The 14,146-nt window shown below is 66.0% G+C and carries 12 protein-coding genes; 6 read left to right on the plus strand and 6 right to left on the minus strand.

Going from position 1 to position 14,146, the window contains the following annotated elements; translation table 11 throughout:
- Nucleotides 1-118: 118 nt before the first annotated feature.
- Nucleotides 119-1,327, plus strand: coding sequence for an NAD(P)/FAD-dependent oxidoreductase (locus tag FKZ61_RS09390; protein WP_170199498.1), 1,209 nt, complete (start codon nucleotides 119-121; stop codon nucleotides 1,325-1,327).
- Between the two features lie 13 nt (nucleotides 1,328-1,340).
- Here FKZ61_RS09390 and FKZ61_RS09395 read toward each other — a convergent pair whose 3' ends face one another.
- The 6 genes from FKZ61_RS09395 to FKZ61_RS09420 all read right to left on the minus strand — a co-directional run bounded on the left by FKZ61_RS09395 (nucleotide 1,341) and on the right by FKZ61_RS09420 (nucleotide 9,030).
- The gene (locus FKZ61_RS09395) at nucleotides 1,341-2,600 is read right to left on the minus strand and encodes a glycosyltransferase (RefSeq protein WP_170199500.1); all 1,260 of its coding nucleotides are present in this window, start codon (nucleotides 2,598-2,600) and stop codon (nucleotides 1,341-1,343) included.
- Nucleotides 2,601-2,607: 7 nt separating this feature from the next.
- Nucleotides 2,608-3,282: a DedA family protein gene (locus FKZ61_RS09400; RefSeq protein ID WP_170199502.1), complete on the minus strand. Its 675-nt coding sequence runs from the start codon at nucleotides 3,280-3,282 to the stop codon at nucleotides 2,608-2,610.
- A gap of 302 nt (nucleotides 3,283-3,584) precedes the next feature.
- Nucleotides 3,585-4,703, minus strand: a complete 1,119-nt coding sequence (locus FKZ61_RS09405; protein WP_211358494.1) for a Gfo/Idh/MocA family protein — start codon at nucleotides 4,701-4,703, stop codon at nucleotides 3,585-3,587.
- Nucleotides 4,704-5,015: 312 nt separating this feature from the next.
- Nucleotides 5,016-6,173: a universal stress protein gene (locus FKZ61_RS09410; protein ID WP_141609858.1), complete on the minus strand. Its 1,158-nt coding sequence runs from the start codon at nucleotides 6,171-6,173 to the stop codon at nucleotides 5,016-5,018.
- 353 nt (nucleotides 6,174-6,526) lie between these two features.
- Nucleotides 6,527-8,044, minus strand: coding sequence for a glycosyltransferase family 39 protein (locus FKZ61_RS09415; RefSeq protein ID WP_229964201.1), 1,518 nt, complete (start codon nucleotides 8,042-8,044; stop codon nucleotides 6,527-6,529).
- 50 nt (nucleotides 8,045-8,094) lie between these two features.
- Entirely contained in the window at nucleotides 8,095-9,030 is a 936-nt protein-coding gene (locus FKZ61_RS09420; RefSeq protein ID WP_170199506.1) for a TIGR03560 family F420-dependent LLM class oxidoreductase, read from the minus strand.
- Nucleotides 9,031-9,251: 221 nt separating this feature from the next.
- On the opposite strand from FKZ61_RS09420, the gene FKZ61_RS09425 reads away from it, so the two are divergent.
- From FKZ61_RS09425 to FKZ61_RS09445, 5 genes are all read left to right on the plus strand, one after another.
- Nucleotides 9,252-10,025, plus strand: coding sequence for a sugar isomerase domain-containing protein (locus FKZ61_RS09425; RefSeq protein WP_141609861.1), 774 nt, complete (start codon nucleotides 9,252-9,254; stop codon nucleotides 10,023-10,025).
- Nucleotides 10,009-10,995: a shikimate dehydrogenase gene (locus tag FKZ61_RS09430; protein ID WP_211358495.1), complete on the plus strand. Its 987-nt coding sequence runs from the start codon at nucleotides 10,009-10,011 to the stop codon at nucleotides 10,993-10,995. The genes FKZ61_RS09425 and FKZ61_RS09430 overlap by 17 nt, the downstream gene beginning before the upstream one ends.
- Before the next feature lie 42 nt (nucleotides 10,996-11,037).
- Entirely contained in the window at nucleotides 11,038-12,072 is a 1,035-nt protein-coding gene (locus tag FKZ61_RS09435; RefSeq protein ID WP_141609863.1) for a methionine synthase, read from the plus strand.
- 5 nt (nucleotides 12,073-12,077) lie between these two features.
- On the plus strand, nucleotides 12,078-13,049 hold the full coding sequence (locus tag FKZ61_RS09440; protein WP_229964205.1) for a carbohydrate kinase family protein: 972 nt from the start codon (nucleotides 12,078-12,080) through the stop codon (nucleotides 13,047-13,049).
- A 206-nt stretch (nucleotides 13,050-13,255) separates the two neighbouring features.
- Nucleotides 13,256-14,140 (plus strand): SMP-30/gluconolactonase/LRE family protein, encoded by an 885-nt coding sequence (locus FKZ61_RS09445; RefSeq protein WP_141609865.1) that lies wholly within the window; start codon nucleotides 13,256-13,258, stop codon nucleotides 14,138-14,140.
- The last annotated feature ends 6 nt before the right edge of the window (nucleotides 14,141-14,146 follow it).

Raw genomic sequence — 14,146 nt, forward strand, 5'->3', positions numbered from 1 at the left:
GGGCTCCCTGCCGATGTATAATGGCGGCGCGGGCCGGTCGGCTCCCCTGCCGGGTGCAGCCGACGCCCGCCATTTTCAACATCCATCCAGACGGCAGAAAGCAGAGCGAGAATTGCCCATGTCCAACACCACCACCTACGAGGTCGCCGTGGTCGGCAACGGCCTGATCGGCTCGGCCGCCGCCCGCTACCTGAGCGCCACAGGGGCGAAGGTCCTGGCCATCGGCCCCGATGAACCGGCCAACTGGCAGGAACACACCGGCGTCTTTGCCAGCCACTACGACCAGGGACGCATCACCCGCATCATCGACCCGGACTCTGTCTGGTCCCTGCTGGGGGCCCGTTCCATCGCCGCCTACGCCGAGATCGAAGCGGCCAGCGGCGTCCGTTTTCATCACCCGGTGGGCTGTCTGCGGGTGAGCCCCTTCTACAGCCAGCCGGATGACACCCTGGCCCAGGCCCAGGACCACGGGACGGCCAACGGTGCGGACTTCGCCGTCCAACCGGCCGACGAGTTGGCCGCCCATTTCCCCTTCCTCCGCTTCGCACCCGGCTCCACCGGCCTCTGGGAGCAGGGCGGGGCAGGCTACATCAACCCCCGCTCCCTGGTGCAGGCCCAACTCACCCTGGCCAGGCAACAGGGGGCTACCATCGTGCGGGAGACGGTGACGGCCATCCGCCAGCAGGGGCGTGTGGTTGCCTTGACCACCGACGCCGGCCAGACTTACACGGCCCAAAAGGTACTGATCGCGGCCGGCGCCTATACCAACCACCTCTTGCCCCGGGCCCTGGACCTGCGGCCCAGGGCGGTGTCGATTTTGTTGGCCGAATTGGACGAGGAGGAAGCCCGACGGCTGGCGGCCATGCCCGCCCTGATCTACCGCCTGGCCGGCCATCCCATCCTCTACTCCATCTACGCGCTGCCGCCCATCCCCTACCCGGACGGCAAGGTCTACCTGAAGATCGGCGGAACCCTCTTCCAGCCGGTCTATCGTCAGGGCCACGACGAGCTGGTGGACTGGTTCCACGGCCCCGGCAATCCCCAGGAGACCGATGCCCTGAAGAAGGTGCTCCAGGCGTTGATCCCGGGGCTGCGGGCCCGCTCCTGGCAGACCCGCCCCTGTGTGGTCACCTACACGGCCCACGACCATCCCTACATCGACGTCCTGGCCCGGGACGAGGCCGGGGATGGGCAAATTTTTGTGGCGGCCGGTGGCTGCGGCGCGGCGGCCAAGTCTTCCAACGAGCTCGGCCGGGTGGCGGCGCTGCTGGTGACGGAGGGCCGATGGACCTATGACGTGCCGGCGGAGGTGTTCCAGGCGCGCTGAGGGAACTGCCTCCTTAATGGCGGAACTGGGTGAGCAGCTCCTGGACCTTGCGGGGGAAGATGGGGCGGCTCGGCCGCCGGGCGGACACATACGGCGACGGCATGTCCGAGACCAGGCTCCCGTAGATCTGTTCATAGATCTCCACCGTCTTCCCCACATGGTGGAATTCCGCCTTGGTACGGTTGGCCTGCCCCATCTGCGCCCAGGCGTCCCGCATCTGCACCAGGCGCGCCATCTGTCGGGCGGCGTCGGCCGGGTCGCCGGGCCGGAAGAGGAGGCCGTTGACCCCCTCGGTGATGAGCTCGGGCAGGGCCTGGCCCCGGGCGGCCAGCACCGGCCGGCCGCAGGCCATGGCCTCCAGGGTGGCGATGCTGAGCAGTTCCGCGTCGCTGGGCATGGCGAAGATATCCACGCTGTTGAGGAGGGCCGGGAGTTCTTCCTGGGGGACGAAACCCAGAAAACGGACCCGGTCGCCCAGCCCGAGTTTCTGGGCCAGACGCTGGAGCTCGTCCTGCGCGGCTCCCCGGCCGGCGATGGCCAGTTGGATCGGTGTGTCCTGCAGCCTCTGGCAGGCGTGGAGCAAAATATCCAGGCGCTTTTCACCATCCACCCGCCCCACATAGAGGAAAACGGTGCGGTCGGGGGCGAGTTGAAAATGGCGGCGCCAGGCCAGGGGATCCAGGTGGGGCAGGGGGCGGAAGAACTCCACGTCCACCCCACAGGAGACGGGAAAGGCCGGCGTGGTCAACCCTACCCGTTGGAGGATGGCCACCGCCGTGCGGGAGGGCGCCGTCACAAAATCGAGCTGGTTGTACAGGTGCAGCATCCAGTGCCAGAGGAGCCAGTCCAGCGCGTCGCCGCCGACCTGGGCCAGCCAGCCCAGGTACGGTTTCAGGTTCTGGGGCATGAAGTGGTTGGTTCCAAGGGTCTTGATGCCCTGCAGCCGGGCCAGGCGAACGGCGCTGCGGCTGATGGGGTAGTGGTCCTGGATGTGAACGATGTGGGGGCGGAATTCCCGCAGGATCTTGCCCAAGGCCCGATCGGGGAATGGGGTGAGGGCTGCATCCCGATGCCAGCGGCTCAAGGAGATGGCCCCCAACCGCCGGATCTGGACGCCGTTGCGTGTCTGACAATAGGGGCGCTTGCAGTCTGAGCTGGCCACAACCATCACCTCATGGCCCCGGGCCGCCAGCCCTTCCGCCAGGTTGACGGTGAAAACAGCCTGTCCGTTGAAGGCTGGGTGATAGCTCTGGCCGGTAATCAATACACGCATAGGCATCTTATCCTTCCTTGAATGTGGGAGTTCGTTGTTCTTCGGCCCCATCTTCTTCTGTTTCGTCTTTCTGTTCGGTTTCGTTTTCCAGTTCAGCCCGGGTGCGTTGGGTCAGCGTGTGGCGGATGTACCACAGGGCGACTGCAACAAAGACCAGGGACGCGATCCAGCCAAAGGTCTCCAGGTTGGCCTCGATGCGCTGGAGGGACTGGGTGGCATGGTAGCCCAGCCAAGTCAGCGCGCCGGTCCAGATCATCTCGCCTACCACGATGGGCAGGAACCACTTGCGCCAGGAGACCCGGGCCAGGCCGGCGGCGATCAGGGTCGGGATCATGAACCCGGCAGTCAGTTTGGCCATCAACACCAGCTTGGTGGCGTGATCGTGCATTCCCTGGACCAGCCGGTCGATATGGCGCTTTTGAATGCCCAGCCAGCGGCCATGGCGGTAGAGCCGCTCCACGGTGCCCAGGTATCCCAGCCCATACCACAGGATGTCGGCGGTCAGGTTGCCCGCCGCGGCCGCCAGGAAGACCAGATCCAGCCGCATGAAGCCGGCGGAGGCAGCCGCTGCACCCAACAGGGTGGCGATGGGGCCTTCCACCGCAACCAACAGAGCCAGCAAGACATACGTCCATGCGCCCAGGTCGGGCAGGGCGCCATTCTGCAGTGTTGAACGGATCAAATCAATTAATTGTGTCAAAAATTGCATGACGGGCGTTGTCGTTTTGTTTTCATTTTGTTAACATCCCGCGCCACAGCCACCATGGCCCTGTTTTGCTCCATGGCGCCCATGTCTGAAATCACTTCCCCTTATGATATGTCATGATTCAGAAAGGGGCCAAGATAAAGGAGTGCTAACCGGGGAGAAACGCGCTGCTGGACCGGTTGCCGAGGAGAACCGCAAAAGCACAGGGGCGGGGATCCCCAACGTCCATCCCCGCCCCAATCTTCAATCTTCAATCTTCAATCTTCAGTCTTCTCTCCTCACACCATCACCGCGGTGGACACCGACGCCTCTCGCACCTCATCGGCGGTCACCTCCCGGCCCAGCTGATTCGACAGGTAGATGCCTTCAGAGATGAGCATGGTGTTGAGGGCCAGTTGGGCTGTAGGCAGCAGCTCCACCCGGCCCTGCAGGGCCGCGATCCAATGCTGCTGAGGCCCATCGTAGGCGTCGCCGTGGCCCCGGACCGTGTGCAGCCGGAACTGGAAGCGGTCCAGGTCGGCGGTGGAGACCAGGTCCAGGTCGCCGATGGTGTGGAAGTAGCCGAAGGGCTTCAGGCGCACGCCGCCCCGAGTCCCCACCACGCTGGAGCCCTCGATGGTGTCCAGCTGAATGGCCCAGGCTTCGATGATGTCCAGGGTGATACCGTCGGCCATGCGCACAAAGCCCAGCCCCAGCTCCTCCACGTTGTAGCCGCTAAGTTCACGCCGGGCTTCGTCCATCTCCAGTTCCTGGTAGGTCTTGCCCGAGATGCGTTCCACCGCAGGGTTGCCCAGGAGGTAGAGGATGGTGGAGATGTGATAGACGCCCATGTCATAGAGCGCGCCGCCGGCCGCGTTCTGCTTCTGGACGAAGGTGGGGCTGCCGTAGCCGTCCACAAAGGGGCGCCCCCGGCGCCGATGGCCGGTGGAGCGGGCATGGTAGAGCCGGCCCAGGTGGCCGCCGTCGATGAGGGCCTTGGCTGCCTTGGTCTCCCTGTCAAAGAGGTTCTGGATCTGGATGCTGAGCTTGCGCCCGGTGCGCTCGGCCGTCTCCAGCATGCGGGCCGCGTCCACGTAGGAGCCCGCCATGGGTTTCTCGCAGAAGACATGCTTGCCCGCCTCCAGCGCGGCCACGGTGACGGGCATGTGGAAGTTGTTGTGGAGGCAGACATCCACCGCGTCGATGTCGTCTCGCGCCAGAAGCTGGCGGAAGTCGGTGTAGACGTTGGGGATGCCAAAGAGCGCACCTACCCGTTTGGCTTCGGCCTCGTTGATGTCCGCGATGGCCACCACCTCCGCCCCTTCGATGCCGCTGTAGTTCTGCAGATGCCGTTTGCCGATCTGGCCCACGCCGATGACCCCAACCCGGATCCGGGGCAGCGCTGTACTTTCGCTCATGAGATTCTCCTGAGTGGCTGGCTGGCGCTGTGCCTGGGAGCTTGCCGCTGGCAGCACAGCAAGGATGGATGGCGGGCCGCCGTCCGGCCCAAAGGAAGCCGCCCGGCCCATGGGCTCACCGGGCCAGGCGTGTCACCTTCAGTCTACTCAAGATGGGGTCTGGCGTCAACGCGCGGAAATAACAGGGGTATGGTTCACAATCGTCGGGGGGCGCCCATCGGATGCCACTGTAGGGGCGCTGCTTGCTGCGTCCGTCACTGTGCTGCGCCACAACGCGGCGCAGCACAGCACAAAAACGCCCTCATTCCCCGTTTAGCTCAGCACTTCCAGATGTTGCAGGATGTCGCCGGCAAGGGCAGGGCCACCTGCCTGGCGCTCGCCTTGAGCGCCAAAGGAGCGGTCGGCCGGCGCCTGCTCCACGGCGGCCTGCTCGGCCTGGGTCAGGATTTCCTGGTCCCGGGGCAGATCCTGGACGAAGAGGAGTGGGGTGGTGCCGTGGAGGATGAAGCTGGCCGCGATGCTGCCGAAGGGCCAGCGGGTTTCCCCCGAATAGCCGTGGGCACACATCACCACCAGGTCCACCTGCTCCGACTCCACCAGCTCGTGCAGGTAGGTGGCCACGCCAGACGCCACGGCCAGCCGGGTCTGGATCTTTGTGCCTGCGCCCATGTGGCTGCGCAGGCTTTCCAGGTACTCCTGGGCAGCCTGCCGGTTGAGGGCCACCAGCCGGTCCACCAGCTCCTGCTCTTCCGGCGATAGCGGCGTCCGTCGGGGCACTTCCGGCTTCCGTACCACGTGGGCCAGGAGCAGCTCCGCCTGAAAGTGGCGGGCCAGGGAAGAGGCTGGCGCCAGGGCACATTCTGCCCGCCGTGAGCCATCCAACGGGGCCAGGATCTTGCGATAGGCCAGGGTGTCCAGTTCCGCCGAACCGGTGCGATAGGCCCGGATCAGCATGACGCCGGTGTTGGCCCGGACGATCACCTTCTGGGCCACGCTGCTCAGGTTCCAACCGCTCAGTCCGCTATAGCCATGGCTGCTCAACAGGATGAGGTCGGCCTCCTCCCGATGGGCACAGTCCAAAATACAGTTCGCTGCCCGCCCTTCACAGAGGAGGGGAACCGCCTGCACCTGGAGGGCATCCAGCCGTCTGGCCACCTGTTCCAGGTAGCGCTTCGCTTCCTGTCGACGCATCTGCCATTCCAGTGGATCTGGACAACGGCCTTGCTCGCCGTTGGAGGTGATTTCCAACACGTGTACCAGGGTACACGTGGCGCCAAAGGTACGGGCAAATGCCACTGCATGGGGTAAGACACATTCCGCCAGGGGGGACCCATCGAGTGGGATAAGAATGTGCTTGAACATGACAGGGCTCCTTTCGGGAAAATAACTGGGGACACAGTGCGCTCTCGAGGCCATTTCCAGAGGACGCCTGGTCTGGCGAACTGGAATGGCCGCTGGGAGGGATATCATCCACACCCAATCCAGGAAAGAAGGAAAGGATGAGACCAGATGAGGCCTTCCATCAGGCCGGCGGCGATGAGGCAAGCGATGAGGGCCTACAACGATGACTACATCATGAGTCGCACAACGTGTACCCTACAATATCTAGTATACCCCAAAAATGGTGCCGTGGGCATGTGAATTTTGCACAATTTTTCTTCTTCCAGCGATCTGCTGGCAGACACAAACCAGTCGTGGAGGGCACGTTTGACCCTCACTTGCCCCGTGGCTCAAGGCAGGTGAAATCAGTGTAGTGGAGATGGAACGAAGAAACAACGGTAGGGGCGCCAGTCTTTTCCTGGCGATTTCGCCAGGATGGGCGGTTACGGGGAGCACGGTTCGAAGCGGTAGACGGCCAGACCGACGAACGTCTGTTTGTCCGCCAGGCAGAAGTGTTCGTGTAGTCGTTGCAGGGTCAGGCGTTCCGGATCGGTGTACCACTCATGGGAGTAGATCAGCCAGACCCGCTCCCGCCCGGCCACCAGCCGATCCAGCCGGGGCAGATCCGCCTGACTCATTTTGGGCTCCAACACGCCCCGGTCGAAGAGATCCACCGGCAGGCCCCGGCGCTCCGGCAGGGGTGCCTGCGGGTCAGCGTGATACCGCCGGAGGTAGTAGTCGAAGGGGAGCTGGACCCAGCTGGCGTGGAAGAGGAGGAGATCGCCCGGTCGGCTTTCCCGGGCCACGTAAGCCGCGGCGGCATCCCATTCTTCTTTCTGAAAATAGAGGTAATAGCTGCCCAGCCCCAGCAGATCCAGGGCGAGGAGGAAGGCCAGCGCGGCGCCCGCCAGCCGGATTCGGCCTGCCCGGGCCAGCTTCCCCAGCCCCAGGGCCACCAGCAGGTAGTAGGCCAGGGCGGTCCAGATCAGGGTGCGGTCCGAGAAGATGGGGCGCCGCAGGCTGACGGCCAGCTCGCCCAGGGCCGGCACCAGGAAGAGGCTCGCCAGGAGCAGCCCCAGCCCACCACGTTGCCTGGACAGGCCGTACAGGGCCAGCAGCCCCCCCACCGTCGCGCCCAGGGCGGCCAGGGGCAAGCCCGCCGGAGCGCCCAGGTGGGCCACGTTGAAGTCCCGAAAGGCCGCCCAGACGGTGCCCAGGGTGGGGGGCAGGATCCAGAATTCCTGGTCCACCAGTCGCGCCTGTTCCACAAAGGCCCAGCTCCACGGCGACCAGAGGAGCAGGGCCAGGGCCTGGCAGCCCAGCCAGCGCCTTAGAAACCCGGGATGATCCAGGCCGGGCAAGTGGGTAGCGGACGGCTGGCGACGCTCCACGGCCCACAGGGCCAGCACGCCGAGATTGAGCGCCAGGGGAAAGAAGGCGGCCGCGGTGTTGTGGGTCAGCATGGTCGCAGCCTGGGCCACAGCCAGCCCCACCCCCCAGCGCCACCGCCCCGGCTCCTGGAGGAAGCGGGCCAGCAGGTAGAGCGCGGCCCCGGCCGTGAGGGTGAGCAGGGCGTACATGCGGGCCTCCTGGGCGTAGCGCACGTGGAACGGCGCCAGCGCCAGCAGGGTCGCTGCCATCAGCCCCACCCGGGCATCGGCCAGGCGGCGACCGGCCCCGTAGAGGAACAGGATGCTCCCCCCGCTGCAGAGGGCCGACAGGCTGCGCACCCCGGCTTCGCTGTCCCCCCACAGGTTCATCCAGCCGTGGAGCAGCGCGTAGTACAGGGGGGGATGTTGGTCGATGCGGATGAGCCAGCCCACCAGATCGGGCAGGCTCTGGCGGGCCATCCAGAGGCTGAAGGCTTCATCCAGCCAGAGGGTCTTGTGGCCCAAGGCCAGGAAGCGCAGGCCAGTACCCAGCACGGCCACCCCCAGGGCCAGCCAGGTCCAGCGGTCCATCGTGGCAAGGCCCAGGCGGAGGGTTGCCGTCCTGGGGTGAGCGGCTTGTCTCATTGGAACTGGGGAATCACCCTTTCGGCGAAGAGCCGGACCCCCTCGGTCCGGGGGAAGTCGGCGAAGCGGGCGATGAAGTAACTGCAGCCCAGCTCCGTGAAGGCCCGGAGCTGCTCGGCCACCTGGTCCGGCGTACCCACCAGCCCCGCGCCGCTGTAGAAGGGGGACGCCTCGGCCATGCGCCGGGCCTCGGCCTCGGTTTCGGCCACGGCCACCACTTCCACGGCCCACGTCTTGCGAATTTCATCGTAGTCCCGCCCTTCCGCGTCGCAGTGGCGGCGGAGCACCTCCAGCTTGTGGCGGTAGTTCTCCAACGTGCCGCCGGGGATGTTCCACCAGTCGGCGTGGCGGGCCACCACCCGCAGGGTGAGCTGTTCGCCGCCGCCGCCGATGAGGATGGGCGGCCGGGGATTCGGCTTGGGCTCACAGTAGGCATGCTCGATGTGGTAATGTCGGCCGTGGAAGGTGGCCGGCGTCTCTGTCCACAGGCGGCGGACGATCTGGACAGCCTCCTCTAGCTGGCGGATGCGGGTGGCGGGCTTGGGGAAGTCGTAGCCGTAGGCCCGGTATTCGTCTTCCTTCCAGCCTGCGCCGATGCCCAGGATGAAGCGTCCGCTGCTCAGGAGCTGGAGGGTGGCGCCCATCTTGGCCAGGAGGGCCGGGTTGCGGTAGGACTGGCAGAGGACGATGGTGCCGAATTTCAGGCGAGGGAAGGCGCCCGCCAGGTAGCAGATGGTGGACAGACATTCCAGGGTGGGGATGTCGTCGGCGGCAAAGCGGGCCCAGGGGATGAAGTGATCCGCCACCCAGGCCGAGTCAAAGGCGTCGCCCAGGGCCTCCAGGTTGCGGACGATCTGTTGGACGAAGTCCGGGCCGCTGCTTCCGTCCACCGGGAAGGCCGGGACTCGCCAGCCAAATTGAACAGTGCTCATCGTTGCGCTCCTTTGTGCTCTTTTTGATCCTCTTGCGGTCTTTGCGTTCATCCACAGACAGGAACTCTTCTGCTCCCATCCCCTTCCCCTGGCGGGAGGGCTGGGGGCGAGGGGGTGTGTCGCTTCCCGCCTCCCCAATATACTTGCCCCGGCCCCTTTCGTCCATTATACTGGTATCCATACGGCTGCGCCATCACCCGACACGCCCGGAAAGGAACCCCATGAATCCCGCATTGGCCTATCTGGATGCCGCCCAGGCTATCCTTCAGCGCATCCGCGAGACCCAGATGGACGCGTTGGAACGGGCGGCCGACATCTGCACCCATACCATCGCCAACGAGGGGCTGGTGCACCTCTTCGGCACCGGCCATTCCCGCATGTTCATCGAGGAAATGTTCCCCCGGCACGGCAGCTTTCCCGGCTTTCACCCCCTGGTGGAACTCTCCCTCACCTACCACAACCAGGTGGTGGGCTCCAATGGCCAGCGCCAGGCCATGTTCCTGGAGCACGTGGAGGGCCTGGGCAAGGTGATCCTGCGCAATTTCGTGCTGGCTCCGCCAGACAGCTTCATCATCTTCTCCAACAGTGGCGTCAACGAAGTGGTGGTGGAGGTGGCCCTGGAGGCCAAGAAGCGAGACCTCCCCGTGATCGTGGTGGTCTCCCTGGAGCATTGCCTGGCCTCTGCGCCCAAACACAGCTCCGGCAAACGGCTGCCGGACATCGCGGACGTGACCATCGACAACTGCACCCCAGGGGGCGACGCCATGGTGACCATCGACGGGCTGCCGGACCCCGTGGGCCCCGGCTCCACCATCGGTGCGGCCGCGGTGACCAATGCCCTCAAGTGCCTGATCGCGGATCGCCTGACCCGCCTGGGCAAGCCCCCCATCGTGCTGACCAGCAGCTACTTCATCGGCAGCGAGGCCTCGGCTCGCCAGTTCGATGCCTGCTACGATGACTATCGGAGGCGTGTCCGTCGTGTCTACGGCTGCTGAATGGCCTGTGCCCCAGGCGCCCACCTTCTACTTCATCGGCGTGACCACCGGCCACTCCTCTGCCATGGTCCTCTTCCCCCGCTGGATGGAAGCCCTGGGCCGGCCCGAGGTCACCATCCAGGGTGTGGACTTCGTACCCCACGACCGGCCCGCCCGCTATCGCAGCCTGGTGGAACACATCAAGCGGGAACCCCTGGCCCTGGGAGGGCTGGTCACCACCCACAAGATCGACCTGTTGGAGGCATCCCGGGATCTTTTTAACCGCCTGGGACCCTACGCCGCCCTGCTGGGGGAGGTTTCCAGCATTGCCAAGGAGGATGGCCAGCTGGTGGGCCGGGCCACCGACCCGGTGGCCGGCGGGATCGCGCTGCGGGCGGTGCTGGGCGACGGCTACTTCGGCCGTACCGGCGGCCATCTCCTTTGCTTCGGCGCAGGGGGCTCGGCCGCGGCCCTGGCCCTCTACCTCATCCGGCAGGAAAAGCCCGAGGACCGTCCCCGGCGCTTCGTGGTGGTCAACCGTTCCCAGCCTCGGCTGGACCGCCTGCGCAGCCTGGTGGAGCGGCTGCAGACCGACATCCAGTTCGAATACATTTGCAACCAGGATCCCCGGCGCAACGACGAGATCATGGCGGCCCTGCCCGACGGCTCGGTGGTGATCAACGCCACGGGCATGGGCAAGGACCGCCCCGGCTCGCCCATCACCGATGCCGGCCGCTTCCCCTTTCGAGGCGTCGCCTGGGAGCTGAACTATCGGGGCGAGCTGAACTTCCTGCACCAGGCCCTGGCCCAGCAGAAGGCCCGCCAGCTCACCGTGGAGGACGGCTGGCTCTACTTTCTCCACGGCTGGAGCCTGGTCATCGGCCACGTGCTCCATCGGGAGATCGATCCGGCAACCTTCGACCGCCTGGCCGCCATCGCCGGGGCGGTGGCCCCACGGACGGGCCTGGGGGCCAGAACGGAGCGTTCCTGACCCTGCAGGGACGCCCCTCTCCAAACCAGTGAGGAACGAGCCATGCAACCCATTCCATTGCGTACCACCGTGATCGGCAGTTATCCCTTCCCCGCCTGGCTGGAATTCGCCAGCCAGCACCTCTCGGCCTTCGGCCCGGCCGACGTGGCCGAAATGGTCGACGACGCCGTCGTGGCCGCCATCCACGACCAGGTCCAGGCCGGGCTGGACGTCATCACCGACGGCGAGCAGACCCGGCTGGACTTCAACCTCTCCTTCTACGGCTATTTGGATGGGATCGAGCAGGAACAGCAGCCGGCCCGTCGCTTTGGCCCGCCTGCCCACGACCAGCGGGGCAAGCACCGCATCGTGGGCGAGCTGCGGGCACCCAGGGGCCTGGGCGTAGTGGAGGAATTCCAGCGCCTGCAGCGCCTGGCGCCATCGGGGCCCACCCTCAAGGCCAGCGTCCCCGGCCCGTACACCCTCAGCGGCCGCCTCATCCCCAACGAGCGCTACCCGGACCGCTATGCGATCACCGAGGCGCTGCTGCCCATCGTGCGTCGCGAGCTGGAAGCCCTGGTGGAGGCCGGCTGCCAGGAAATCTGCGTGGACGAGCCGTCCATGAGCTGTTACGCCTACCGGGAGGATCCGGAGCGTTTCGTGGACATCTTCAACCGCACGGTGGCGCCGGTGGTGGGGCGCTGTCGCCTCTCCACCCACCTCTGCTTCGGCAACTACAAGGGCCGGGCCGTGGGGCCCCGCCGCTACGCCCCCATGTTCCCCGCCTTCCTGAAGATGGCGGTGGATGAAATCCACGTGGAGATGGCCAGCCGGGAATTCGCCGAGATCGAGCTCATCGGCCAAATTGCCGCCGAGCGGGATGTGGCCGTGGGGATTGTGGACGTCAAGAGCTACTACATCGAGACACCCGAGGACGTGGCCGAGCGGGTTCGCCTTTGCCTGCGCCATGCCCCGCCGGAGCGGCTGGCCTTTGCGCCGGACTGCGGCCTGAGCCAGACCGCGCGCTGGGCGGCCCGGCTGAAGCTCCAGAACCTGGTGGCCGGCGTCCATCAAGTTCGCCAGGAGTTAGGAGTGTGACTTCCATGTTTGTCACCGTGGGCAACATCACCCTGGATCTCTTCATCTCCGGCCTGGAAAAGGTGCCTGCCTTCGGCGGCGACGAATTCACGGCAGACAATCTGACCTTTTGCGACGAGCCCCTCACCATGGTGCTGGGTGGCAACGGCGCCATCAGCGCCTATGTGCTGGCCCGGCTGGGGGCCCTGGCCACCCCCTGTGGCGCCATCGGCCAGGACCAGGCCGGGGACATTGTGGCCGCCTGGCTGACCGCGGCCGGGGTGGACATGGAGGGGCTCCGGCGGACCGACGAGGTCGCCACGGCCACCACCACCGTCATCACCGACCGGGCCCTGAACCGGGTTGCCTTTCACCATCCCGGCGCCTCCCACTGGTACGCGCCGGAGGCGCTCCCCATGCGTCTGGTGGCCCAGGCCGATGTGCTGCTGGTTTCCAGTTATCCCCTGCTGCCTCGCTGGCGGCCGGATGGCTTCGCCCAGATTTTGCGCCAGGCCCGGCGCACGGGCACCATCACCGCGCTGGACATCGGGCCTGCCATCGGCCAGGCCGCACAACTGGAGGAGCTGCGCCCGCTGCTGCCCCACGTGAACTACCTGCTCTGCAATGGCCACGAGCTGGCCGTCTGTACCGGCGCCAAAACCCTGAAGGAGGGAGTGATGGCCCTGCTGGAGGCCGGGGCCCAGCACGTGGTGGTGAAGCGGGGCGCCCAGGGCGCGGTGTTGGTGGATCGCAGCGGCTCCCATCTGGTTTCCCCGGGCTTTGCCGTGGAGGCCCGGTTCACCGTGGGCGCAGGGGATGCCTTCAACGCCGGCCTGCTCTACGGCGTCGACAAGGGGTGGACCCCGGCCCGCGCCCTGCGCTTTGCCAACGCCGTGGCAGCCCTGGTGGTGGCCGGTGCCCGGGGCGCCCTGGGCGCGCCGTCCTTGCTCCAGGTGGAGAGCTTCCTGGCCAGACACGCCCAGGGCAGCGATAGGTGACACCAGCAGGGGGCGGACGTGGCTACAAATTCGCGAACACCAGTCGTCACCCCCGCCCCCACCCGCCGCCTACCACCGACTCCCGACTCCTGTCTACCGTCTACCGTCTACCGTCTACCGTCTACTGCCTACCGTCTACTGCCTACCGTCTACCGACTACCATCTACCCCCTACCCTTCCAACCCATTCAACCCAGGAGGAACACAATGAGCTGGCAATTTGAAGTGCTGGCCGAACCCATGGGCCTCACCGAGGGGCCGGCTTGGGACGGCAGCGGCCTGCTGTTCACCAACATCCCCAACAGCCGCATCATGCGCTACGACGGCGAGACCGGCCAGATCTCGGTCTTCCGCACGGGAACGAACCAGGCCAATGGCCTGATGTTCGACCGGGATGGCCGCCTCTATGCCTGCGAAGGCGGGGGCCGCCGTATCGTGCGCTACGAACCGGATGGCGGCACCACCGTCATCTGCGACAACTACCAGGGAAAGCGGCTCAACAGCCCCAACGACCTGGCCATCGACAACCAGGGGCGCATCTGGTTCACCGATCCCCGTTACGGCGACTACCGCGACGACATGGAACTGGACCATGAGTCGGTCTACCGGCTGGATCCCCAGCCCGACGGCACCTGGTCCATCACCCGCATGACCTACGACACCACCGCGCCCAACGGCATCCTCCTCTCGCCGGACAACCGCACCCTCTATGTGGCCCAGAGCAAATACGGCGAGGGTGAAAAGCGAGAACTCCGGGCCTATCCCATCCGCGAAGACGGGACCCTGGGGCCATATGAGGTGTTGCACAACTTCTACCCCCACCGGGGCATCGACGGCATGTGCCTGGATACCGAGGGCAACATCATCGCCACCGCCGGCTGGGAGCTGAGCGGCCCCGGCGGCATGATCTACGTCTTCGCGCCCAACGGCCGGGTGTTGGAAACCCACCCGCTGCCCTGCAACCGGCCCACCAATTGCACCTTCGGCGACGCAGATCTGCGCACCCTCTACGTCACCTCCATCGAGGGCCATCTGATCCGGGCCCGCACCCCGCGCCAGGGGCTGTTGCTCTATCCGCCCCTCGCCAGGTAGCCGTCG

Origin of the sequence: Litorilinea aerophila, from assembly GCF_006569185.2 — a bacterium.
Lineage (GTDB): Bacteria > Chloroflexota > Anaerolineae > Caldilineales > Caldilineaceae > Litorilinea > Litorilinea aerophila.